The sequence below is a fragment of the Kitasatospora sp. SolWspMP-SS2h genome (assembly GCF_003259315.1).
Lineage (GTDB): Bacteria > Actinomycetota > Actinomycetes > Streptomycetales > Streptomycetaceae > Kitasatospora > Kitasatospora fiedleri.
Genome location: NZ_QLLT01000003.1, coordinates 274,222 through 297,355 on the forward strand (window position 1 = coordinate 274,222; position 23,134 = coordinate 297,355).

Annotated in this window: 18 protein-coding genes; 9 read left to right on the forward strand and 9 right to left on the reverse strand. The window is 76.2% G+C overall.

Annotation, left to right across the window (positions count from 1 at the left end; all coding sequences use genetic code 11):
• Positions 1-128 precede the first annotated feature (128 nt).
• Positions 129-1,967, reverse strand: coding sequence for a hypothetical protein (locus K353_RS05370; RefSeq protein ID WP_111552388.1), 1,839 nt, complete (start codon positions 1,965-1,967; stop codon positions 129-131).
• A gap of 201 nt (positions 1,968-2,168) precedes the next feature.
• Positions 2,169-3,800 carry an AMP-binding protein gene (locus K353_RS05375; protein WP_111552389.1) on the reverse strand — a complete coding sequence of 544 codons (1,632 nt, stop codon included), beginning with the start codon at positions 3,798-3,800 and terminating at the stop codon, positions 2,169-2,171.
• 245 nt (positions 3,801-4,045) lie between these two features.
• On the opposite strand from K353_RS05375, the gene K353_RS05380 reads away from it, so the two are divergent.
• The 9 genes from K353_RS05380 to K353_RS05420 all read left to right on the forward strand — a co-directional run bounded on the left by K353_RS05380 (position 4,046) and on the right by K353_RS05420 (position 12,018).
• Complete coding sequence (locus K353_RS05380) at positions 4,046-4,933, forward strand: 2,3-dihydro-2,3-dihydroxybenzoate dehydrogenase (protein WP_111552390.1); 888 nt, start codon at positions 4,046-4,048, stop codon at positions 4,931-4,933.
• Between the two features lie 200 nt (positions 4,934-5,133).
• Complete coding sequence (locus K353_RS05385; protein WP_111552391.1) at positions 5,134-6,348, forward strand: isochorismate synthase; 1,215 nt, start codon at positions 5,134-5,136, stop codon at positions 6,346-6,348.
• Positions 6,345-6,599 carry a hypothetical protein gene (locus tag K353_RS05390; protein ID WP_111552392.1) on the forward strand — a complete coding sequence of 85 codons (255 nt, stop codon included), beginning with the start codon at positions 6,345-6,347 and terminating at the stop codon, positions 6,597-6,599. Before K353_RS05385 ends, K353_RS05390 begins: the two co-directional genes overlap by 4 nt.
• A complete protein-coding gene (locus K353_RS05395; RefSeq protein ID WP_111552393.1) occupies positions 6,596-8,197 on the forward strand; it encodes a (2,3-dihydroxybenzoyl)adenylate synthase in 1,602 nt (533 codons plus the stop codon). The genes K353_RS05390 and K353_RS05395 overlap by 4 nt, the downstream gene beginning before the upstream one ends.
• Positions 8,198-8,240: 43 nt before the next feature.
• Positions 8,241-8,900, forward strand: coding sequence for an isochorismatase family protein (locus tag K353_RS05400; RefSeq protein ID WP_111552394.1), 660 nt, complete (start codon positions 8,241-8,243; stop codon positions 8,898-8,900).
• The gene (locus K353_RS05405) at positions 8,897-9,691 is read left to right on the forward strand and encodes an ABC transporter ATP-binding protein (RefSeq protein WP_111552395.1); all 795 of its coding nucleotides are present in this window, start codon (positions 8,897-8,899) and stop codon (positions 9,689-9,691) included. Before K353_RS05400 ends, K353_RS05405 begins: the two co-directional genes overlap by 4 nt.
• Positions 9,688-10,164, forward strand: coding sequence for a GNAT family N-acetyltransferase (locus K353_RS05410; protein ID WP_111552396.1), 477 nt, complete (start codon positions 9,688-9,690; stop codon positions 10,162-10,164). Before K353_RS05405 ends, K353_RS05410 begins: the two co-directional genes overlap by 4 nt.
• 80 nt (positions 10,165-10,244) lie before the next feature.
• A complete protein-coding gene (locus tag K353_RS05415) occupies positions 10,245-11,144 on the forward strand; it encodes an amidohydrolase family protein (RefSeq protein WP_111552397.1) in 900 nt (299 codons plus the stop codon).
• A 52-nt stretch (positions 11,145-11,196) separates the two neighbouring features.
• A complete protein-coding gene (locus K353_RS05420) occupies positions 11,197-12,018 on the forward strand; it encodes an alpha/beta hydrolase (protein WP_158585344.1) in 822 nt (273 codons plus the stop codon).
• 58 nt (positions 12,019-12,076) lie between these two features.
• On the opposite strand, the gene K353_RS05425 is transcribed toward K353_RS05420, so the two are convergent.
• From K353_RS05425 to K353_RS05455, 7 genes are all read right to left on the reverse strand, one after another.
• On the reverse strand, positions 12,077-13,162 hold the full coding sequence (locus tag K353_RS05425) for an iron chelate uptake ABC transporter family permease subunit (RefSeq protein ID WP_111552399.1): 1,086 nt from the start codon (positions 13,160-13,162) through the stop codon (positions 12,077-12,079).
• On the reverse strand, positions 13,159-14,211 hold the full coding sequence (locus K353_RS05430; protein ID WP_111552400.1) for an iron ABC transporter permease: 1,053 nt from the start codon (positions 14,209-14,211) through the stop codon (positions 13,159-13,161). Before K353_RS05430 ends, K353_RS05425 begins: the two co-directional genes overlap by 4 nt.
• Entirely contained in the window at positions 14,208-15,041 is an 834-nt protein-coding gene (locus K353_RS05435) for a siderophore-interacting protein (RefSeq protein WP_111552401.1), read from the reverse strand. The genes K353_RS05430 and K353_RS05435 overlap by 4 nt, the downstream gene beginning before the upstream one ends.
• A 100-nt stretch (positions 15,042-15,141) precedes the next feature.
• Positions 15,142-16,890, reverse strand: coding sequence for an ABC transporter ATP-binding protein (locus K353_RS05440; RefSeq protein WP_146616398.1), 1,749 nt, complete (start codon positions 16,888-16,890; stop codon positions 15,142-15,144).
• Positions 16,883-18,946, reverse strand: coding sequence for an ABC transporter ATP-binding protein (locus K353_RS05445; RefSeq protein ID WP_158585345.1), 2,064 nt, complete (start codon positions 18,944-18,946; stop codon positions 16,883-16,885). Before K353_RS05445 ends, K353_RS05440 begins: the two co-directional genes overlap by 8 nt.
• Positions 18,947-19,050: 104 nt before the next feature.
• Complete coding sequence (locus K353_RS05450) at positions 19,051-19,263, reverse strand: MbtH family protein (RefSeq protein WP_111552404.1); 213 nt, start codon at positions 19,261-19,263, stop codon at positions 19,051-19,053.
• Between the two features lie 89 nt (positions 19,264-19,352).
• A partial coding sequence (locus K353_RS05455) for a non-ribosomal peptide synthetase (RefSeq protein ID WP_199527993.1) occupies positions 19,353-23,134 on the reverse strand: 3,782 nt, incomplete at its 5' end.

Below are 23,134 nucleotides of genomic sequence, written 5' to 3' on the forward strand. Positions count from 1 at the left end.
ATCGGCGTATTGGGCCGAACGACGGCATTCCTGAGTGTTTCCTGGGAGCGCCGCCGTTCGGAGGGTCGGTCAGCGGGACGAGCGGCCGGAGGGACCGGCGGTCAGCGGGTCGTCACGGGTAGGAGTCGTCACGGGTAGGAGACGACGTTGCTGGGGCCGCCGAAGGCGGGGTCGACGGCGCGGCCGGTGCCGTTGATCACCGAGTCGATGCCGCCGGAGCCGTTGAGGAAGACGGTCAGCAGGTCGTGGAACGTGACGCCCGGGGTGCTCGGGGCCTGGAAGGCCATCGAGTTGCGGATGTCGACGCCCTGGTTGAAGTAGGAGTAGCTGCCCATGCCCCAGCCCTCGAAGGTCTTCACCTTCGGGCCGACGGCGAACGCCGGGTAGCCCTTCTGCTTCTTGCTCGCCATCCACGCGGCCTGGTTGGGCACGTCGTAGGGGTTCTCGTTCTGGAAGAACACCACCTTGCCGTGCTCGCCGTTCCACTCGACCTCGGTCTTCTGGAAGTGCTCGACGGCGAGGCCGGTGGCGGTGACCCGGTCGCCGTTGACGACCAGTCCGGTGTCGCTGCGGGCGCCGGTCCAGGTGCCGCCGCCGGCGCCGTGGTCGGCGCGCCAGATCCAGGCGTCGTCGATCAGGGTGTCGTCGCTGTTGACCTCGAGCGCGGTGTCGGCCGCGCCGTTCAGCGCGCCGCCGACCCGGAAGAACACGTCGGACAGCGCGATCGGGTCGTTGCGGTGCGAGTCGTCGCTCCCCCGGTCGCCGACCTGCATCAGCACCTTGGACTTCTTCTCCCCCGCGTCGATGATCAGGCCGGAGACGTTGACGCCGTCCACGTCGTCGACCTTGATCGCGGCGTTGCCCTTGGTCGGGACGAGGGTGGCGAAGCCGAGGCCGACGACCTGGGTGCCGGGGCGGGTGACCTTGATCGCGTCGGGCAGTTGGTGGACGCCGGGGGTGAGCAGCAGGTGGCGGCCGGCCTTCAGGGCGGCGTTGATCTGCTTGACGTCGGCGCCGGGGCGGACCACGTAGAAGTCGTCCAGGGAGATCGAGCGGCCGGGGGTGGCGCCGTCCGCCCAGCTGGTGCCGCGCGAGTCGCGCCGCACGGCGGGCACGAACACCCGGTACCGGCCGCGGTCGTCCAGGTAGAGGTAGGGGGCTTCGCGGGTGACCGGGCAGGTGTCCAGGGTGGTGTAGGGGGCGGCGGCCGGGTCGGTGGAGAAGGACTGCGCGGGGGCGCCCTCGGTGCCGCAGAACACCTGGTTCCAGACGCCGTTGCTCCAGCCGTCCAGGCTGCTGGTGCGGGTGAAGAACTGCTGCTGGGAGCCGTTGACCACGGTGGCGCCGGTGAACTCGGAGTCGGCGATGAAGCCGCCGCTGGCCCAGGAGGGCGAGCCGGTGCAGTAGTCCATCAGCGTCACGTTGCCGTTCAGCCGGACCCGGCGCAGCGGCGCGGCCTGGGAGACCGCCCAGAAGTCGGTGTTGCCGTAACAGCCGCTCTGGCCCGCGACGTTGACGGTCAGGTTGCTGAGCGAGCGCCAGAAGTTGGTGGTGGCGTAGCACTGCGACTGGTCCCCGCCGACGCACTGGTTGTACACGTTGACGGAGCCGTTGATCACCACGTCGCCGGGGTTGCGGCCGAGGCCGGCCACGCTCTCGTAGAAGCCGACCGGGAAGACCAGCGGGTCGGCGGCGGTGCCGTAGGTGCCGGGCTTGAACAGGACCGCGTAGCGCTGGGGGCCGAACTCGTTGCCGGCCTGGGCCTGGGCGAGGGCGTTCAGCCGGTCCTGGATCTGGGCCTTGGGCATGCTCGGGTCGAGCACGATCGCGTTCTCGCCGAGGCTGCCGCCGCCGGGCGGCACGGGGGCCGCGACGGCCTGGGTGGTGGGGGCGACGAGGGCCGCGACCAGGGCGGTCGCGGCGGCGGCCGCGAGGCCGTATCTGCGGTACCGGGGAGCTCGGTTCATGGGGGTGCACACCCGTCTGGTGGGATCCGGGGAGGACGGCCGGGACCGGACGGAACGCCGACGGCGCGTCAGCTCCCGAACCGGCCCGCTTACTTCACGCCGAGATTTAACGTCTGAGAAAAGAGGGGCGTCAAGACCCGTGACGTGACCGGTCCGGCCGGGCCCGGCGGAGGGCCGGGCCCCGGGCGGTGGCGGCGGGGCTCAGCCGGCCAGGATCGCCGCCGCCAGCTCGCGCATCTCGACCTTGCGGACCTTGCCGGTGACCGTCATCGGGAACTCGTCGACCACGTGCACGTAGCGCGGGACCTTGAAGTGGGCCAGCCGTCCGGTGCAGAATGCGCGCACCGCCTCGGCCGTGAGCGGCGGCGCGCCCTCGCGCATCCGCACCCAGGCCATCAGCTCCTCGCCGTACTTCGCGTCGGGCACCCCGATCACCTGGACGTCGAGCACGTCCGGGTGGGCGTACAGGAACTCCTCGATCTCGCGCGGGTACACGTTCTCGCCGCCGCGGATCACCATGTCCTTGATCCGGCCGGTGATGGAGAGGTACCCCTCCGCGTCCATCACCGCCAGGTCGCCGGTGTGCATCCAGCCGTCGGCGTCGACCGCCTCGGCGGTCTTCTCCGGCTCGGCCCAGTAGCCGAGCATCACCGAGTAGCCGCGGGTGCACAGTTCGCCGGGCTCGCCGCGCGGGACGGTGCGGCCGGTGGCCGGATCGACCACCTTGACCTCCAGGTGCGGCCCGACCCGGCCAACGGTGGAGACCCGGCGCTCGACCGGGTCGTCGGCCCGGGTCTGGGTGGAGACCGGGGAGGTCTCCGTCATGCCGTAGCAGATCGACACCTCGGCCATGCCCATCCGGTCCATCACGCCCTTCATCACCTCGGTCGGGCACGGGGCGCCCGCCATGATGCCGGTGCGCAGGCTGGACAGGTCGTACCCGTCGAAGCCCGGGTCGGCCAGCTCGGCGATGAACATGGTCGGCACCCCGTACAGCGAGGTGCACCGCTCGGCGGCCACCGCGGCGAGCGTGGCGGCGGCGTCGAAGGTCGGGGCCGGGATCACCGTGCAGGCGCCGTGCGAGGTGGCCGCGAGGTTGCCCATCACCATGCCGAAGCAGTGGTAGAACGGCACCGGGAGGCAGATCCGGTCCCGCTCGGTGTAGCCGCACAGCTCGCCCACGAAGTAGCCGTTGTTCAGGATGTTGCGGTGCGAGAGCGTCGCGCCCTTGGGGAAGCCGGTGGTGCCCGAGGTGTACTGGATGTTGATCGGGTCGTCGGCGCTCAGCTCCCGCTCGATCGTCGCCAGTTCGGCCCGGTCGCCGGCCCGCCCGGCGGCCAGCAGGTCCGGCCAGTCCGGACCGTCCAGCAGCACCACCCCGGCCAGCTCCGGGCAGCGCGGGCGCACCTCGGCGATCATGCCCGCGTAGTCGGAGGACCGGAACCGCTCGGCGGCCACCAGCAGCCGCACCCCCGCCTGCACCAGCACGTACTCCACCTCGTGCGCGCGGTACGCCGGGTTGATCGTCACCAGGATCGCGCCGAGCCGGGCGGTGGCGTACTGGGTGAGCGTCCACTCGGCCCGGTTCGGCGCCCAGATGCCCACCCGGTCGCCCCGGCCCACGCCCCGCGCGCGCAGCCCGAGCGCCACCGCGTCCACGTCGGCGGCGAACTCGGCGTACGTCCAGCGCCGGCCGGTGGCGCACTCGACCAGCGCCTCCCGCTCCGGGAAGGCCCGCACCGCCCGGTCGAGGTCGGCCCCGATGGTGTCGCCGAGCAGCGGCACCGCGGACGGGCCGGAGGAGTGGCTGAGCGGGAGCGGATCGCGCGACAAGGGGGCCTCCTGGACGGGGTGTACCGACGGGTACCCATGCTGCGCAGCCGGAGGACGCTTGACCAGCCCCTTCCCGGAATCCGGTCCGCGAGCGCGCGGCCGGCGGGGGCGGGGGTGACGGGCGGTCAGTCCGGCGTCGGGGCAGGGTGGTCGCGGGGCGGCCCGGGAAGCATGATTAGGCTAACCTAACCTAAGTGGGTCGGGGTCCTCCGATCCGCCGCATCCGTACACCCGGGAGCACCCCCATGCCGTTCACCACCCGCATACCCGCCCCCGCCGCCGCGGCCACCGCCGCCGGGCCCGCCACCGGCCCCGCGCCCGGCGCCGTCCTCGGTGCCGGGGACAGCTTCGAGGGGCGGGTCGCGCTGGTCACCGGCGCCGCCCAGGGCATCGGCGCGGCCGTGGCCGCCCTGCTCGCCGCGCGCGGCGCCCGGGTGGTCGGCTGCGACCTGCGCGGCAGCGGCGGCAGCGGCGGCAGCGGCGCGGACGGCGGTGCGGCCGGCGGCCTGGCGACCGGTCCGGACGCCGTGCAGCGGCTGGACGTCACCGACGGGGCCGCCGTCGAGGCGCTGGTGGAACGCGTGGAGCGCGAAGTCGGCCCGGTGGACGTGCTGGTGAACGTCGCGGGCGTGCTGCACGTGGCGCCCGCGCTGGAGCTCACCGACGCCGACTGGCAGCACTCCTTCGACGTCAACACCACCGGCGTCTTCCACACCTGCCGCGCCGTCGGGCGCCGGATGGCCGAGCGCGGCCGGGGCAGCATCGTCACCGTCGGCTCCAACGCCGCCGGCGTCCCGCGCACCGGCATGGCCGCGTACGCCGCGTCCAAGGCCGCCACCACCATGTACGTCCGCTGCCTGGGCCTGGAGCTCGCCGCCGCCGGGGTGCGCTGCAACCTGGTCTCCCCCGGCTCCACCGACACCGCCATGCAGCGCTCGCTGTGGACCGACCCCGACGCCGAACGCCGCGTCCTGGAGGGCGACCCGGGCAGCTACCGGGTCGGCATCCCGCTCGGCCGGATCGCCGACCCCGGGGACGTCGCCGAGGCCGTCGCCTTCCTGGCCGGCGACCGCGCCCGGCACATCACCATGCACGACCTGTACGTGGACGGCGGCGCGACGCTGCGGGCCTGACCCGCCCGGCGCGCCAGGCGCGGCACGCCCCGGCCCGGCCGGAGGGCCCCGCTGGTCCGTGCGGCGGTCCTCCCGCGACCGCCCCGGGCCGCTCCGCCACGTCCCGCCCCGACCCGGACTCCCCTCCTCCTCCCCCTCCGCCATCCTCCCGCCCTCGCAGTGCCGGCGCGCGCCCCGCGTCGGCGGAACGGAGCAGCAGCATGACCACGGCCTCCGAGCTCCGGCCGCCCGCCACTAGTACCGCCTCCGGCGGCGCCGGTCCGCTACCCGGCGACCTGCCCGGCAGCGACCTGCTGGCCGCGTACCGTCCCGGACCGGACCGGGCCCTGCTCGCCACGCCCACCCGCACCCTGCTCGCCGAGGGCGTGCACCGCACGGTCGACGACCCGGCGGCGGCCGGGCGGGTGCTCGCCGAGGTCCGGCCCGACGGCGGGGAGCGGCTGCTGATCGGCGCGATCCCGTTCGACCCGGCCGCGCCCGCCCGGCTGTTCGTCCCCGACCGGGTCCGCCGGGCCGGGCCGGTACCGCCGCCGTCCGGGGTCCCGCTGGCCACCGACCGCACCGGCGAAGGGCGTTGGCACCGCCGCCCGGTGCCGGAACCGGACGGGTACCGGGCGGCGGTCGCGGAGGCCGTGCGCCGGCTGGCCGGCGACTCGCCGCTGGAGAAGGTGGTGCTGGCCCGCACCCTGGAGCTGACCGCGCCCGGCGGGAGCGACCTGGCCGCGATGGCGGCCCGGCTGGTGCACCGCGACCCGCACGGCTACACCTTCGCGGTGCCGGCCGGCGGCACCGCCACCCTGATCGGCGCCAGCCCGGAGCTGCTGGTGTCGCGGCGCGGCACCCGGGTGGTCTCCAACCCGCTGGCCGGGTCGGCCGCCCGCAGCGCCGACCCGGTGGAGGACCGGCGGCGCGCCGAGGCGCTGCTGGAGTCCGCCAAGGACCTCGCCGAGCACGCCTTCGTGGTCGACGCGGTCCGCGCCGCGCTCGCCCCGTTCTGCACCGAGCTGGTCGCGCCGGAGCGGCCGTCCCTGCTGCGCACCGCCGCGATGTGGCACCTGTCCTCCACCGTCACCGGCGTCCTGCGCGAACCCGCCACCAGCGCGCTGGAGTTGGCCCTCGCCCTGCACCCGACCCCGGCGGTCTGCGGCACCCCCACCGCGCACGCCCGGGCCGCGATCGGCGAACTGGAGCCCTTCGACCGGGGCCTGTACACGGGCGTGGTCGGCTGGGGCGACGCCTCCGGCGACGGCGAATGGGTGGTCACCCTGCGCTGCGCCGAGGCCGACGGCGACCGGCTGCGCCTGTTCGCGGGCGCGGGCGTGGTCGCCGCCTCCGACCCGGAGCTCGAACTCGCCGAGACCGCCGCCAAGTTCCGCACCTTCCTGCACGCGGTGGGCCTGGCGGACACCCGGTGAGCCCCCACCCCGACGAGGCCGTCACCCGGCGCTGGAACGGCCGCCTGCTGGACGCCGGCCTGCGCCAGCACGACACCGGGTCCGAGACCGGCCCCCGGGCCGGCGCCGGAGCCGGAATGCACGCCGGGGCCGAGAGCCGCACCGACACCGACGCCGGGGCGGGTGCCGGGGCCGGTGCCGGGCCCGGTACCGTCACGGCGGCCGATTCCCCGCCCATCCAGTCGAGTTGCCCGCCGGAGGACGTCCGATGAACCTGTACCCGCCCGAGGCCGCCGCCCGTCACCGTGCCGCCGGGTACTGGACCGGCGAGCTGCTGGACGCGATGATCCGGCGGCACGCCGCCGCGACGCCGGAGCGGATCGCGGTCACCGACCGGGACCGGCGGTGGAGTTACGCCGAGCTGGACGCCCGGGCCGACCGGCTGGCGGCCGGGCTGGCGGCGCGCGGGCTGCGCCGAGGCGACCGGGTGGTGCTGCAACTGCCGAACGTGGCGGAGTTCTTCGAGGTGTTCTTCGGCGCGCTGCGGGCCGGGGTGGTGCCGGTGATGGCGCTGCCCGCGCACCGGCGCTCCGAGATCGGGTACTTCTGCGAGTTCGCCGAGGCCCGGGCGCTGTTCGTGCCCGACCGCCACGAGGGCTTCGACCACCGGGTGCTGGCGGCCGAGGTCCGGGCGGCGGTGCCGCAGCCGCTGGAGGTGTTCGTGGTGGGCGAGCCGGGGCCGTTCTCCCCGCTGGCCGAGCTGCGGGCCCCCGCGGACGCGCCGCTGCCCGCCCCGCCGGACCCCGGCGACCTGGCCTTCCTCCAGCTGTCCGGCGGCTCGACCGGCCTGCCGAAGCTGATCCCGCGCTGCCACGACGACTACCTGTACAGCGTCCGGGCGTCCGCCGGGATCTGCGGGCTCTCGCCGGAGTCGGTGTACCTGTGCGCGCTCCCGGCGGCGCACAACTTCCCGCTGTCCTCGCCCGGCACGCTCGGCACCTTCTTCGCGGGCGGCCGGGTGGTGCTGGCCCCCGACCCGAGCCCGGCCACCGCGCTCGGCCTGATCGCCCGCGAGCGGGTCACGCTGACCGGCGTGGTGCCGCCGCTCGCGCTGGCCTGGGCGGGCGCCGCCGAGGCCGCCGGGCCGGACGGGCCGGACCTGTCCAGCCTGGAGCTGCTCCAGGTCGGCGGGGCCAAGCTCAGCGAGGAGGCCGCGCGCCGGCTCGGCCCGGCGCTGGGCTGCCGCCTCCAGCAGGTGTTCGGGATGGCGGAGGGCCTGGTCAACTACACCCGCCCCGAGGACGACGAGCACACCGTGCTGACCACCCAGGGCCGTCCGATCTCCCCGGACGACGAGGTCCGGGTGGTCGACGACGAGGACCGCGACCTGCCCGACGGCACCGCCGGCCACCTGCTCACCCGCGGCCCGTACACCATCCGCGGCTACTGGCGGGCCCCGGAGCACAACGCCCGCTCGTTCACCGCCGACGGCTTCTACCGCACCGGCGACATCGTCCGCCGCACCGCCACCGGGCACCTGGTGGTGGAGGGCCGGGCCAAGGACCAGATCAACCGGGGCGGCGAGAAGGTCGCCGCCGAGGAGGTGGAGAACGTGCTGCTGGCGCACCCGGCGGTGCACGACGCGTCGGTGGTGGCCGAGCCCGACGAGTTCCTCGGCGAGCGGTCCTGCGCGTACGTGATCCTCCGTCCGGGCGCCGAGCGGCCCCGGCCGGTCGAGCTGAAGTCGTTCGTGCGGGCCGCCGGGCTGGCCGGGTACAAGGTGCCGGACCGGGTCGAGTTCGTCGCGGCCTTCCCGTCCACCGGCATCGGCAAGGTCAGCAAGAAGGACCTGCGCGCCCACCAGAGCTGACCGTCCGCCGGACGCGTCAGGCCCGTCAGAGAGGACCCACCCCGTGGCGCTTCCCGCCATCGCCCCCTACGAGCTGCCTGCCGAGCTGCCGCCGAGCCGCGTGCCGTGGCGGGTCGACCCGGCCCGGGCCGCCGTCCTGGTGCACGACCTCCAGCACTACTTCCTGGGGGCCTTCCCGGCCGCCGGGCCGCCGCTGGAGCCCGTGCTGGCCCACACCGCGCGCATCCTCGCCGCCGCCCGGGCGGCCGGGCTGCCGGTGTTCTACTCGCACCAGCGCGGCGGCCAGACGCCCAAACAGCGCGGCCTGCAACTGGACTTCTGGGGCCCCGGCCTGCCCGCCGACGAGCACGCCCAGGCGATGCCCGCCGCCGTCACGCCCGAGCCCGGCGACCGGCTGGTGCTGAAGTGGAAGTACAGCGCGTTCGTCCGCACCGACCTGGCCGAGCAGTTGGCCGAGCTGGGCCGCGACCAGCTGGTCATCGTCGGCGTGTACGCCCACATCGGGGTGCAGATGACCGCCGCCGACGCCTGGCAGCGCGACCTCCAGGCGTTCGTGGTCGCCGACGCCGTCGCGGACTTCTCCGCCGAGCAGCACCGCGAGGCGCTGCGCTGGACGGCCGGGAAGTGCGCCGTCGTCCTGGACACCGCGCGGCTGCTGGCCCAGGTGGGGGCGGCGGAGCCGGCCCCGGAGGGGGTGTCGTGACGCTCCCCGCCGCCCGGCCGCCGGCCGCCGGGGTCACCCCGCGGTACGGCGGCCGGCCGGCCGCCGCCGACCTGACGGTGGGCGTCCCGGACGGCTCGTTCACCGTGATCGTCGGGCCGGCCGCCTGCGGCAAGTCCGCCCTGCTGCGGGCCTTCGCCGGGCAGGTGCGGCCGGCCGCCGGGCAGGTGCTGCTGGACGGCGGGCGGATCGCCACCCTGCCGGCCCGGCAGCTGGCCCGCCGGATGGGCCTGCTGCCGCAGAGCGCGACCGCGCCCGGGGGCATCACCGTCGCCGACCTGGTCGCCCGCGGCCGCTACCCGCAGCAGGGGCTGCTGCGCCGGTGGTCGCCCGAGGACCGGCGGATCGTCTGCGACGCGATGACCGCCACCAGCGTCGAGGCGCTCGCCGACCGCTCCGTCGACGAGCTGTCCGGCGGGCAGCGCCAGCGGGTCTGGCTGGCCGTGGCGATCGCCCGGCGGACCCCGCTGCTGCTGCTCGACGAACCCACCGCCTTCCTCGACGTCGCGCACCAGGTCGAGGTCCTCGACCTGTGCGCCCGGCTCCGCCGCGAGCAGGGCCGCACCCTGGTCGTCGTGCTGCGCGACCTCCACCAGGCCGCCCGGTACGCCACCCACCTGATCGCGCTGCGCGACGGCGCCGTGGTCGCCGAGGGGCCGCCCGGCGAGATCGTCACCGCCGACCTGGTCCGGCGGGTGTTCGACCTGCCCGGCCAGGTCGTCCCCGACCCGCGGACCGGCACCCCGCTGGTCGTCCCGCCCGCGCCGCGATGACCGCCGCCGCCCTCTCCCCCGTCGCGGTGCGCACCGACTTCCGCGACGCCCGCGCCCTGTACGAGCTGTCGCTGCCGTTCATCCGCTCCGGGGCGCTGCGCGCCCGCACCCCCGCCGACTACCGGCACGCCGCGGACACCTTCCTGGTCGTCCGGGGCGCCGCCGCCCCGGACGCCTGCGCCGCGCTGCGCGTCCTGGACCCCGACCCCGGCCACCCGCCCACCGGCGTCCTGCACAACCTCTGCGTGCGCGCCGGCCGGCAGGGCCTGGGGCTGGGCGGCCTGCTGATCACCGCCGTCCTGGCGCACGCCCGCCGCACCGCGCTGACCGCCGTGGTCACCGCCACCACCGGCGACGGCGCGGTCTTCCGGCACCACGGCTTCGCCGAGATCCCCGCCTCCGCCGCGCCCCCGTCCTGGTCCGCCGCGCTCGACCCCGCCCGCGGCTCCCGGGTCTACCGCCGCCTGCTCTGACCCCGCGGCCCCGGGCCGGGCCCGGGGCGCGTACGGTCGGAGCGGTGTCCCGCGGGCGCGGCGGGCGGAGAGGGGTCCCGATGGGTCCGGCGCGGACGGGGTGCGACCCGGAGGCCGCCGAAGTGCGGCGGTTCTGGGGCGGGTTGGGGCTGCCCGGGCTGATCGACGTGCACACGCACTTCATGCCGGAGCGGGTGCTGCGGAAGGTCTGGGCGTACTTCGACGCCCACGGGCCGCTGATCGGCGCCCGCGGCTGGCCGATCACCTACCGCCGCGCGGAGGACGAACGCACCGCGCTGCTGCGGGAGTTCGGGGTCCGGGCGTTCACCTCGCTGCTGTACCCGCACAAGCCGGGCATGGCGGGCTGGCTGAACGGCTGGGCGGCGGAGTTCGCGGGGCGCACGCCCGACTGCCTGCACACCGCGACGCTGTACCCGGAGCCGGGCGTGGCGGGGTACGTCCGGGAGGCGCTGGAGGCCGGGGCGCGGGTGTTCAAGGCGCACGTGCAGGTCGGCGGCTACGACCCGGCCGACGCGCGGCTGGACGCCGCGTGGGGCCTGCTCGCGGAGGCCGGCACGCCGGTGGTGGTCCACTGCGGTTCGGGCCCGGCGCCCGGCGCGCACACCGGGCCGGAGCCGGTCGCCCGGGTGCTGGCCCGGCACCCCCGGCTGACCCTGGTGGTCGCCCACCTGGGGATGCCCGAGTACCGGGAGTTCCTCGACCTGGCCGACCGCCACGAGCGCGTCCACCTGGACACCACCATGGCGTTCACCGACTTCACCGAGGACCTGATGCCCTTCCCCCGCGGGCTGCTGCCCCGCCTCGCCGGCCTCGGCGACCGCGTCCTGCTCGGCACCGACTTCCCCAACATCCCCTACCCGTACCTGCACCAGCTCCGCGCCCTGGAGCGCCTCGGCCTGGGCGCCGCCTGGCTGCGCGCGGTCTGCCACGACAACGCGGCCCGGCTGTTCGGCCGGTGAGACGGCGGCCGGGGCGGGAATGAACGGCGGGGCGGGGGCGCTGCGGGCCGGTATGGATCTCTCGCTGCCGCCCGTCGCCCCCGTCCCCTCGCCGTCCGGGGGCCTGACCCGGCACGGCGTCAGTTACGCGCTGCGCACCGGCTTCCGGCCGCTGCTGCTGGACCTGCACGTGCCGGCCGGGGCGGGGCCGTTCCCGGTGGTGGTGTGGCTGCACGGCGGCGCGTTCCGGGCCGGCGACCGCCGCTACCTGCCGGACACGGTGCGGCCCGGCGCGGTGTTCGAGGCGCTGGTGGCGGCGGGCGTCGCGGTCGCGACGGTCGACTACCGGCTCTCCGGCGAGGCCGTCTTCCCGGCCCAGCTGGACGACGTGACGGCCGCGTTGGGCTACCTGCGGGCGTACGCCGGGGAGTTGGGGCTGGACGTCGACCGGCTCGGGGTGTGGGGCGAGTCCGCGGGCGCGACGCTGGGGGCGCTGGCGGCGCTCACCACGGACGCGGTGGCGGCCGCGGTCTGCTGGTACCCGCCCACCGACCTGGCCGCCCTCGGCCACGACGGGCCGGACTCCCCGATCACCCGGCTGCTGGGCGGCCCGGCCGCCGAGCTGCCGGAGGCGGCCGCACTGGCCAGCCCGGCCCGGCGGGTCGGGCCGGGCGCGCCGCCGTTCCTGCTGGTGCACGGGGTGCGGGACGAGCAGGTGCCGTTCGCCCAGTCCGAGGCGCTGCACGAGCGGCTGCGCGCGGCGGGCGCCCGCTCGGTGCTGGTGCCGGTCGAGGGCGCCGGGCACTGCTTCACCGGGTACCCGGACGTGCCGGGCCTGGTCGCGCAGGCGGTGGCGTTCCTGTCCCGCGAGCTGGCCGCCCGCCCCGCGGGCTGAGCGGGCGCGGGGCGGTCCGGGGCGGGTCCGGGGCGAGGCGGGCGGTGGCGGTGCCGGCTCAGGCGGTGCGCCGCCACTGTCGGACGATCAGCCAGAGCAGGTAGCCGCCGCCGACCACGCCGGTCAGCACGCCGACCGGCAGCTGGGTGGGGGCGAGCAGCCGCTGCGCGGCCAGGTCGGAGAGGGCCAGCAGCAGGGCGCCCAGCAGGGCCGAGCCGAGCAGGTTGGGGCCGGTGGCGCGGGTGAGGCGGCGGACGGCCTGCGGGGCCATCAGCGCGACGAACGGGACCGGCCCGGCGGCGGCGGTCGCCGCGGCGGTGAGCGCGACGCCGATCAGCACCAGCCAGGCCTGGACGGCCTCGGTGCGCACGCCCAGCGAGGCGGCGGTGTCGTCGCCCATCTCCAGCATCCGCAGCGGGCGGCCGAGCAGCACCGCGGCGGGCAGCAGGACCAGCAGGGCGAGCGCCATCGGCGTGCAGTGCTCCCAGCCGCGGGCGTTGAGGCTGCCGGTGAGCCAGACCGCGGCGCTCTGGGCGTCGCTGAACGAGGCCCGGGCGATCAGGTAGGCGTTGAGCGAGGCGAGCAGCGAGGAGACGCCGATGCCGACCAGGACCAGCCGGTAGCCCTGGGTGCCGCCGCGCCGGGCCAGCAGGTAGACCAGCACCGAGGTGGCCAGCCCGCCGGCCACCGCCCCGCCGGCGACGGTGGCCGCGCCGCCGCCGATCAGCAGGATGACGACGAGCGCGCCGGTCGCCGAGCCGACGGTGAAGCCGATGACGTCGGGGCTGCCCAGCGGGTTGCGGGCCAGGGTCTGGAACAGTGACCCGGCGAGCCCGAGCGCCGCGCCGACCAGCAGCGCGGTGAGCAGCCGGGGCAGCCGCACCTCCATGACGATGTAGCGGTCGGCGCGCCGTCCGCCGCCGCCGAGGACGTCGAGCACGTCCCGGACCGGCAGCGGGTAGTCGCCGGCGGTGAGGGTCCACGCGGCGGTGCCGAGCAGGGCGAGCAGCAGCAGTCCGGCCACCAGGGTGGCGCGCGGGTGCCAGCGCAGCGAGCGCCCGCCGGGCAGCGGCAGCGACCGGATCGGCAGCGGGCGGGCCGGGGGCGTGGCGGGCGGGGCGTCGACGACGGGGGTGGGGTTCACAGGCGAGCGATCCTCCGGCCGCGCACCAGCGCGATGAAGAGCGGGGCGCCGAGGAAGGCGGTGACCACGCCGACCTGGAGTTCGGCGGGGCGGAGCAGGAGCCGGCCGAGGACGTCGGAGGCGAGCAGCAGGACGGGGGCGAGGGCCGCCGAGAGCAGCATGATCCAGCGCTGGTCGGGGCCGCAGAGGCGGCGGGCCAGGTGCGGGACGGCGAGGCCGACGAAGGCGATCGGGCCGACGGCGGCGGTGGCGGCGCCGCACAGCAGGGTGATGGCGAGCAGGCTGAGGGCGCGGGTGCGGCCGGGGTGGGCGCCGAGGGCGTGGCCGGTGTCGTCGCCGAGGGCGAGCGCGTTGAGCGGGCGGCCGAGCAGCAGCGCGAGCACCCCGCCGACCAGCAGGAACGGCAGTACCTGGCCGACGGCGGCGGAGTCGACGCCGGCGAAGGTGCCGATCTGCCAGTAGCGGAAGCGGTTGAGGGTGAGCGGGTCGAGCAGCACCAGGGCGTTGACGAAGGCGGTGAGCACGGCGGTGACGGCGGTGCCGGCCAGGGCGAGCCGGGCGGGGGTGGCGGAGGCCCGGCCGCTGCCGCCGAGGAGCTGCACGACGAACGCGGCGACGGCGGCGCCGAGCAGCGCGAACCAGACGAAGGCGTGGAAGGTGCGCAGGTCGAACAGGGCGGTGCCGGCGGCGACGGCGGCCGCGGCGCCGCCGTTGATGCCGAGCAGGCCGGGGTCGGCGAGCGGGTTGCGGGTGAGGGCCTGCATCATCGCGCCGGAGATGCCGAGCGCCGCGCCGACGGTGATGCCGAGCAGGGTGCGCGGGATGCGCGAGTGGTGGACGACGATCCAGTCCTCGCCGGTCGGGTCGCGGTGCAGCAGGACGTGCAGCACCTGCCCGGGGGCGATGGCGCGGGCGCCGACGCCCAGCGAGAGGACGGCCAGGACGGCGAGCAGGGCGAGGGCGCCGAACAGCCACGCGGTGCGGCGGGCGGCGGTGGTGGCGGCGCGGCGGGGCTTGGCGACCGGCCGGGCGGAGACGTGCGTGCTCATGCGTGCGGGGTGTGCTCGTCCTCGTGGTGGTCGTGGTTGGCGGTGCCGCGCTTCCAGTAGCCGTCGACGTCGACCTGGTCGCGGCCGAGGCCGCGTTCGTTGCGCAGGTGGCGGCGGATCGGGCGGAGCGTGTGGGCCTCGCCGGCGATCCAGGCGAAGCCCATGCCGGGCGGCAGTTCGGCGGCGCGCACGGCGCGTTCGAGGTGGTCGGTGGTGCCGGGGGCGGCGGCGCCGCGGTGCAGCCAGACGACGGTGGCGTCGGCGGCGGTGGGGAGGTGCTGCTCGTCCTCGGGGCCGGGGACCTCGGCGAAGGCGAGCACCTTGACGCCGGCGGGCAGCATCTCCAGCCAGCGGGCGAGCGCGGGCAGCGCGGTCTCGTCGGCGCCGAGCAGGTACCAGTCGTGGACGAAGTCGATCTCCTCGGAGCCGCGCGGCCCGAACACGCCGAGCTTCATGCCGGGCCGGGCGGCGGCGGCCCAGCCGGAGCCGACGCCGGTGCCGTGCAGCACCATGTCGATGTCGAGTTCGCGGGCCTCGCGCCGGTACTGGCGGATCGTGTAGTCCCGGGTGATGGGCTCCACGGGGGCGTCCATCCAGGTGTCGTTCTCGACCACGGGCTCGGTCGGCAGGTCGTGGCCGGGCGCGGCGAAGCAGAGCTTGACGTGGTCGGTGGGGGCCTGTTCGCAGAAGCCGTCGAGGGCGTCGCCGGCGAAGGTGACCCTGACCGTGCCGGGGGTGATCCGCTGGACCCGCTTGACGTCCAGCAGGCGGTACTTGAGCGGGTGGCGGACGATCCGCATCCGCGGGGGCACGGTCGTGGTGGTGGTCATCGGTCAGCCCATTCGATCGGTGGTGGCCGGGGTGCCGCGCGCCGCCGCACCCGTGCCCCCGGCGGGGGCGGAGTGCGGCGGCGACAGCGTGCGCCTGCGCTTAGGCTAGCCTAACCTTCTCCTCGCGGGAAGGGTGACCCGCCCCCGCCGCCGCGTCCGCTGACAGCCGGTCAGCGACCACCCGCCCGGCGTCCAGCCGGACCACCCGGGGCAGCCGGGCGATGGTGGCCGGGCGGTGCGCGATGACGATCAGCGTGCAGTCGGCGCGCAGTTCGTCCAGGGCGTGCTCCAGCCGGGCGGCGGTGACCGGGTCGATGTCCGCGGTGGCCTCGTCCAGCACCAGCACCGCCGGGTCGGCCAGCACCGCGCGCACCACGCCGAGGATCTGCCGCTCCCCCGCCGACAGCCGGGCGCCGCGCTGCCCGACCTCGGCGTCCGGGCCGCCCAGGCCGTCCAGCCACCGCGTCAGGCCGAGCCGCTCCACCGCCCGTTCGATCGCCGCCCGGTCGGGCTCGCCGCGCACCAGCGCCAGGTTCTCCGCGACGGTGCCGGTGACCAGCCGCACCTCCTGCGGGACGAGCACGATCCGGCGGCGCAGCTGCCGCTCGGGCAGCTCGGCCAGCGGGGCGCCGGCGAAGGTCACCCGGCCCGCGTCGGGGGCGTACAGGCCGCACAGCAGCTTGGAGAGCGTGGTCTTGCCGGAGCCGGTCTCGCCGACCACGCCGGTCCGGCTGCCGGGCGGGAACGCCAGGGTGACGCCGTGCAGGTCGGGGCCGTCCGCGCGGTAGCCGAAGTCGACGCCCTCGCAGCGCAGTTCGCCGCGCTCGGGCAGGTCGTCGACCTCCTCGGCGGGCGCGGCGGCGGTGGTCGCGGAGAGCAGGTCGAGCAGCCGGGCCAGGCCGGTGCGGGCGGTGGCGACCTCGCCGACCAGCTGCGAGAGGTCGGTGAACGAATCGAACAGGTTGCGGCTGGCCACCACGAACACCACCACGGTGGCGACGCCGATCGCGTCCCGGGTGACCAGCCAGCCGCCGACGGCGAGCAGGGCGACCAGCGCCAGGCCCTCGACCAGGCTGACCAGGTCGATCCGGTTCTCCACCCGCAGCGCCCGCCGGGCCGCCCGCACCGCGTGCCGGTTCTCCCGGTCGAAGCGCCGGGTCCAGCCGGTCAGGCCGCGCGAGGTCTGGAGCGCCTCGCGGGCGGTCAGCGTCTCGGTGAAGGTGGCCGCGACGGTGGCCTCGGCGCTCGCCTTGCCGCCGAACGCCGCCGCCGCGTCGCGCTGGAACCAGCGGGTCACCAGCAGGGTGGGCGGCAGGAACACCACCAGCTGGACCAGCAGCAGCTGCCAGGAGTACCCGGCCAGCACGGCCAGCGTGAAGCCGAGGGTGGCCAGCGCGGAGACCAGGTTGCGCAGGTGCAGCCGGACGAACGCGGCCAGCGCGGCCACCTCGCCGGTGGCCCGGCGCAGCAGGTCGCCGCTACGGTGGGTCTCCAGGAAGCGCAGCGGCGCGGTGGCCAGGTTCTCCACCGCCTGCTCGCGCAGGGTGCGCACCACGTCCTCGCCGCTGCGGATCAGCAGCAGCTCGCCGACCCGGGCCAGCACCAGTTGGACGGCGGCGAGCCCGGCGAGCAGGGCGACGGCCAGGCCGAGCCCGCCCCGGTCCCGGTGGAACAGCGCGGCGGTGGCCAGGCCCACCAGCGGGGCGACCGCCACCAGCGCGGCGGAGTCGGCGAGTCCGACGCCGAGCGCGACGGCGAGCCGGACCCGGTGCGGGCGCAGGTAGGGCAGGGCGCGGCGCAGCACACCGCGCTCGTCGGCCTCCTCGCGCAGCAGCGGCTGATCAGCCACGGGTGGCCTCCACGAGGTTCGGTGACACGCCGTCGGTGCCGGTCGGGCCGGCGGTGCCGGACGGGGCAGCGATCCCGGACGGGTCGGGTTCGCGGGGCGGGCCGCCGGTCCCGGACGGGTCGGGGTCGCCGGACGGGGCGGGGTCGCCGGACGGGGCGCCGGTCCGGGGGGCGTGGAGTTCGACCACCCGGTCGGCGGCGGCCAGCACGGCGGCGCGGTGGGTGGCGAACAGCAGGGTGCGGCGGCCATCGGCCCAGGCGCGCAGCCGCTCCAGGACCAGGGCCTCGGTGGCGGTGTCGAGCGCGGAGGTGGCGTCGTCGAGCAGCAGCACGGCGGGGTCGCCGAGCAGCGCGCGGGCGAGGGCCAGGCGCTGGACCTGGCCGCCGGACAGCGCGGTGCCGCCCTCGCCGAGTTCGGTGGCGTAGCCGTCGGGCATGGCGGCGAGCTGGTCGTGCAGCCCGGCGGTGCGGCAGGCCCGTTCGAGCGCCTCCGGCGGGAGGTCGCGGCCCAGGCGCAGGTTGTCGGCGACGGTGCCGGAGAGCAGCACCGGCCGCTGGGCGACGTAGGCGATCCGGGCCCGGACCTCGTCCAGGCGGGCGGCGCGCAGGTCGGTGCCGCCGTAGCGGACGGTGCCCTCGTCGGGGTCGTCGAGGCGGACGCCGAGCCGCAGCAGGGTGCTCTTGCCCGCGCCGGTGGCGCCGTGCAGAGCGACGAACTCGCCCGGGGCGACGGCCAGTTCGACCGGCCCGAGGACGGTCTTGCCGTCCCGCCGGGCGAGTACCCCGGTGAACTCCAGCGCGCCCGCCGCCGGCAGCTCCACCGGCTCGGCCGGGTCGGTGACGCCCGCGCCGATGGACAGCGCCTCGTCGATCCGGGCGGCGGCCACGTCGGCCTGGCCGCGTTCGAGCAGCCGGTCGACCAGGACCCGGGTGGCGAGGGTGACGATGGCCATCCAGCTGGTGAAGGCGACCAGTCCGCCGACGGTCAGGTGCCCGTCCAGCACGGCGAGGCCGCCGAGGCCGACCCCGGCGGCGACGGCCAGCCGCGGCACCAGCGGGGCGACGGCGGCCCAGCCGGCCTCGATCCGGGCGGCGGTGACGGTGCGCCGGGTGACCTCGGCGCTGGCGGTGTGGTGCCGGTCGACCAGCGGGCGGTGGCCGCCGGTGCCGCGCAGGCCGGTGCCGAGCTGGAGCAGGTCGGCGACGGCGTCGGCCCGGCGGCCGTGGGCGGCGGCCAGGTCGGCGGAGGCGGCGGCGAACCGGCGCGGGTAGTACAGGTTGACCCAGACCAGGAACGGCAGGGTGGCCAGGGTGACCAGCAGCAGGCTCAGGTCGAGCGCGCCGATCGCGGGCAGCACGGTGAGGAAGGTGGTGCCGAGCACCACCCAGATCGCCAGGCCGTGCACCCACTCGCGGACCAGGTCGGTGTCCCGGGTGGCGCGCATCGCCAGGTCGCCGTGGCCGCGCGCGGCGAGCGCGGCCCGGTCCAGGCCGGCCAGGTGGCGCAGCAGCCGCCCGCGCAGGTCGGCGCCGACCTTGGCGTCCGCGTACCCGGCCCAGTACTGCCAGCCGTACAGGCCGGCGAACTGGACCAGCGCGGCGAGCGCGGTGGCGGCCGCCCAGCGCAGCAGGGCGCCGCTGTCGTGCTTCTCCAGGCCGTCGTCCAGCGCCTTCTGCACGCACCACGGGACGGCGAGCAGGGCGAGCTGGCGGATCGCGGCGGCGGTCATCGCGGCGGCGACGGTGGCCCGGTGCGGGCGCAGCGCGCCGCGCAGCAGGGCCTTGGCCCGGCGGCGGCGCTCGGCGGAGAGCGCGGTGGGCGGCAGGTCCTCGTCGGCGAGGTCGTCGGGGGTGAGGCCGTCCGGGGCGGGACCGGTCGGCGCGGGACCGGTCGGCGCGGGACCGGTCGGCGCGGGACCGTCGGGGGTGCGGCCGTCGGGGGTGGGGCCGTCGCCGTCGGGTTCCCCGGGGGTGCGGCCGTCGACGGCGGTGGGGTCGGGGCCGGCGGGGTCGCCGTCGGGCGGGCCGGCGGCGGGGGCTGGCTGGTGGGTGCTCACGGCGTTGGCCATCCGTCGGGTAGCGGGTTCGCGGGGCGCGGCGGAGGGGGCGGCCCGGGTGGGCGGGCCGCCCCCTCGCGGCGGGCTGCTGGCGGGAGGGGAGGTCAGGCGGTGCGGGCGACCAGGCTGGCGGGGCGCAGGTCGGTCCAGTGCGCGTCGACGTACGCGGTGGCGCCCTCCCGGGTGTCCTCGCCGTGGACGGTGCGCCAGCCGGCCGGGACCTCGGCGAAGGCGGGCCACAGCGAGTGCTGGTTCTCGTCGTTGACCAGCACCAGGTAGCGGGCGTCGTCGTCCTCGAACGGGTTGGTGGAAGCCATCGGGGTGTTCTCCTCGTCGCGGGTGGTGCGGGGCGGGTGGTGCGGGTGGTGCAGGTGGTGCGGGACGGTGGCGGGCGGGGGGCGGCGGGTCAGGCGGAGCAGGAGGGCGGGCCGCCGAGCGCGGCGTCGACCAGCCGGTCGACCAGGAACTCGGCGAGGGCCGAGACGGTGGGCCGGGTCAGCAGGTCGGGCAGGCGCAGGTCCCCCTCGAAGTCGGTGCGCAGGCGCTGGAGCAGTTCCATCGCCAGCAGCGAGTGGCCGCCGAGGTCGAAGAAGTTCTCGTCGATGCCGACCTCGGGCAGCCCGAGCACCTCGGCGAACGCCGCGTGCACCGCCCGCTCGCTCGGGTAGCGCGGGGCGCGCCGCTCACCGTCGGCGGTGAAGTCCTCGGCCCGGGGCGCGGGGAGCGCCTTGCGGTCGAGCTTGCCGTTGACGGTCAGCGGCAGGGCGTCCAGGACCACGAAGGCCGAGGGCACCATGTACGCAGGCAGCCGGGCGGCCAGCGTACGACGGATCGCAGCGGCCGAGATAAGGGTACCCTCACCTGGCACCAGGTAGGCAGCCAGCCGCTTCACCCCCGGCGTGTCCTCCCGCACCACGACCGCCGCCTGGGCGACGTCCTGATGTGCGGTCAACGCGTCCTCGATCTCGCCGGGCTCGACCCGGTAGCCGCGGATCTTGACCTGGTCGTCGGCCCGGCCGAGGAAGTCCAGCAAGCCGTCGGCGCGCCAGCGGACCACGTCGCCGGTGCGGTACATCCGGGCGCCCGGCGCGCCGAACGGGTCGGCGACGAAGCGTTCGGCGGTCAGGCCCGGACGGTTCAGGTAGCCGCGCGCCAGGCCGACACCGGAGACGTAGAGTTCGCCCGCGACGCCGACCGGGACCGGGCGCAGGTGGGCGTCCAGCACGTGGGCGACGGTGTTCCAGATCGGCCGGCCGACAGTGGCGGTGGCCGAGTCGAGCGTGCCGCCGCCCAGGGTGTTGATGGTGTACTCGGTCGGGCCGTACAGGTTGTAGCCCATCACGCCCGGCGTCTCGGACAGGCGCGTCCACAGCGTCTCGGCCACCGCCTCGCCGCCGAGCAGCACCAGCACCGGCCGGTGCCGCCCCTCGTCCAGCAGGCCGCACTCGACCAGCGCCTGCGCGTAAGAGGGTGTCACGTTGATGACATCCACTCGCTCTTCGGCGCAGTACGCGGAGAGCGCCTCCGCGTCGCGGCGCAGCGCCTCGTCCAGGACGTGCACCTCGTGGCCCTCGACCAGCCAGAGCAGCTCCTCCCACGACATGTCGAAGGAGAACGACACCGTGTGGGCGATCCGCAGGCGACGGCCGCCGGCCGAGGCCACCACCGGATCGAAGATCGCCTCGCGGTGGTTCAACTGCATGTTGGTCAGACCGTGGTACGGCGTCACCACCCCCTTGGGGCGGCCCGTCGAACCCGAGGTGAAGATCACGTACGCGGCGGCGTCCGGGTCGTACGGCACCCGGTACGGCTCGGCCGGCAGCGCGGCCAGCTCGGCGACCACCGCCGGGTCGTCCAGCAGCAGGCGGGGCACGCCCGGGGTGAACGGCATCCGGGGCAGGGCGGTGCTGTGGGTGACCAGGACGACGGGGGCGGTGTCCTCGACCATGAACGCCAGCCGGTCCGCCGGGTAGTCCAACTCCAGCGGCAGGTACGCCGCACCCGCCCGCAACACCGCGAACAGCGCCGCCACCATGTCCAACGACCGCGGCAACCCCAACGCCACCACCGTCTCCGGACCAGCCCCCCGCGCCGCCAACAACCGCGCCAACCGGTCCACCCGCGCATCCAACTCCGCGTACGACCACGACTCCGACCCGAACACCAGCGCCGTCTCCCCCGGCACCGACACCGCCCGCTCCGCCAACAACTCCGCCACCGACGCCGACGGCAACTCCCGCCCCGTCGAAGCCCACCCGGCCAGCAACTCCCGCTCCCCCGCCGTCAACACGTCCAGGCTGCCGACCCGGCGGTGCGGGTCCTCGGCGACCTGGGCGAGCACGGCGAGCAGCCGTTCGAGCAGGGCTTCGGCGGTGCCGCGGTCGTAGAGGTCGGCGGCGTACTCGAAGGCGATGTCGATCTCCTCGGCGGCGGAGGTCTCCTCGAAGTTGAAGTCGAGTTCGAACTTGGCCGCGCCCAGCTCGCTCGGGACGATCCGGCTCTCCAGGCCGAGCAGGCGGCCGGCCTGCCCGTCGCTGTGCTGGTAGCCGAGCATCACCTGGAACAGCGGGTGCCGGCCGGGCACCCGGGGCGGGTTGACGGCCTCCACCAGGCGGTCGAACGGGAGGTCCTGGTGGGCGAACGCGGCCAGGTCGAACTCCCGGACCCGGCCCAGCAGTTCGGCGAAGGTCGGGTCGCCGGACAGGTCGGTGCGCAGCACCACGGTGTTGACGAAGAAGCCGACCAGCCGGTCCAGTCCGCTGTCCGAGCGGCCCGCGACGGGGGCGCCGAGCGGGATGTCCTCGCCCGCGCCCAGGCGGTGCAGCAGGGTGGCGACGGCGGCCTGGAGCAGCATGAAGGTGGTGGTGCCGGTGGCCCGGGCGGCCGCGCGCAGGCCCCGGTAGACGGCGGGCGGGACCTGCCCGTACACGGTGTCGCCCCGGTGGGCGGCGACGGGGGTGCGCGGGTGGTCCAGCGGGAGGGCCAGCTCCTCCGGCAGCCCGGCCAGGGCCTGCCGCCAGTGGTCGAGCTGGCGCTCCAGCAGGCTGCCGGGCCCCTCGGCGAGCAGTTCCTGCTGCCAGAGCGTGTAGTCGGCGTACTGGAGGGCGAGCGGCGGGAGTTCGGTGCCGGTGTAGGCGGCGGTGAGCTCCTCGACGAACGGGTTCATCGACCACTCGTCGCCCGCGATGTGGTGGAACAGCAGCACCAGCACGTGCTCCTCGGGCCCGAGTTCGAGCACGGTGACGCGCAGCGGCCGCTCGGTGGCGAGGTCGAAGCCGCGGCGGACGGCGGCCTGCACGGCGGCGTCGAGCCCGGCCGCGGTGACCGTCCGGACCTCGATCGCCTCGGCGGCGGCCGGGGCGTCCAGGACCTGCTGGAACACCGAGCCGTCGCGTTCGGTGAAGACGGTGCGCAGGCTCTCGTGCCGCTCGCTGACGGTGCGGACGGCGGTGCGCAGCGCGTCCCGGTCGAGCGGGCCGGTGACGTGGACGACCAGCGGGACGTTGTAGGTCGCGCCGTCGCCGTCGAGGTTCTGCAGGAACCACATCCGGCGCTGGGCGTGCGAGAGCGGCAGGTCGGCGGGGCGGGTGCGGCGGGTCAGGGCGGGGCGGGTGTCGGCCGCGCCGTCCAGGCGGTGGGCCAGGGCGGCGGCGGTGGGGGCCTCGAACAGGTCGCGGACGGTCAGCGCGCCGCCGAGCGTCTTGCGGACCCGGGCGATCAGGCGGGCGGCGAGCAGCGAGTGGCCGCCGAGGTCGAAGAAGTTCTCCTCGGGCCCGACCTCGGCGAGGCCCAGCGCCTCGCCGAACACGCCGCACAGGATCTCCTCGCGGGCCCCGCGCGGGGCGCGTTCGCCGCCGCCGCTCTGCGGGGCGGGCAGCGCCTGGCGGTCGAGCTTGCCGTTGACGGTCAGCGGCAGGGCGTCCAGCACCACGAGCGCCGAGGGCACCATGTACGCGGGCAGCCGGGCGGCCAGCGCGGTGCGCACCTCGTCCGGTTCGGCGGTGCCGACCAGGTAGGCGACCAGGCGCTTGACGCCCGGGGTGTCCTCCCGCACCACGACGGCGGCCTGGGCGATGCCCGGGTGGGCGGTCAGCGCGTCCTCGATCTCGCCGGGCTCGACCCGGTAGCCGCGGATCTTGACCTGGTCGTCGGCCCGGCCGAGGAAGTCCAGCAGGCCGTCCGCGCGCC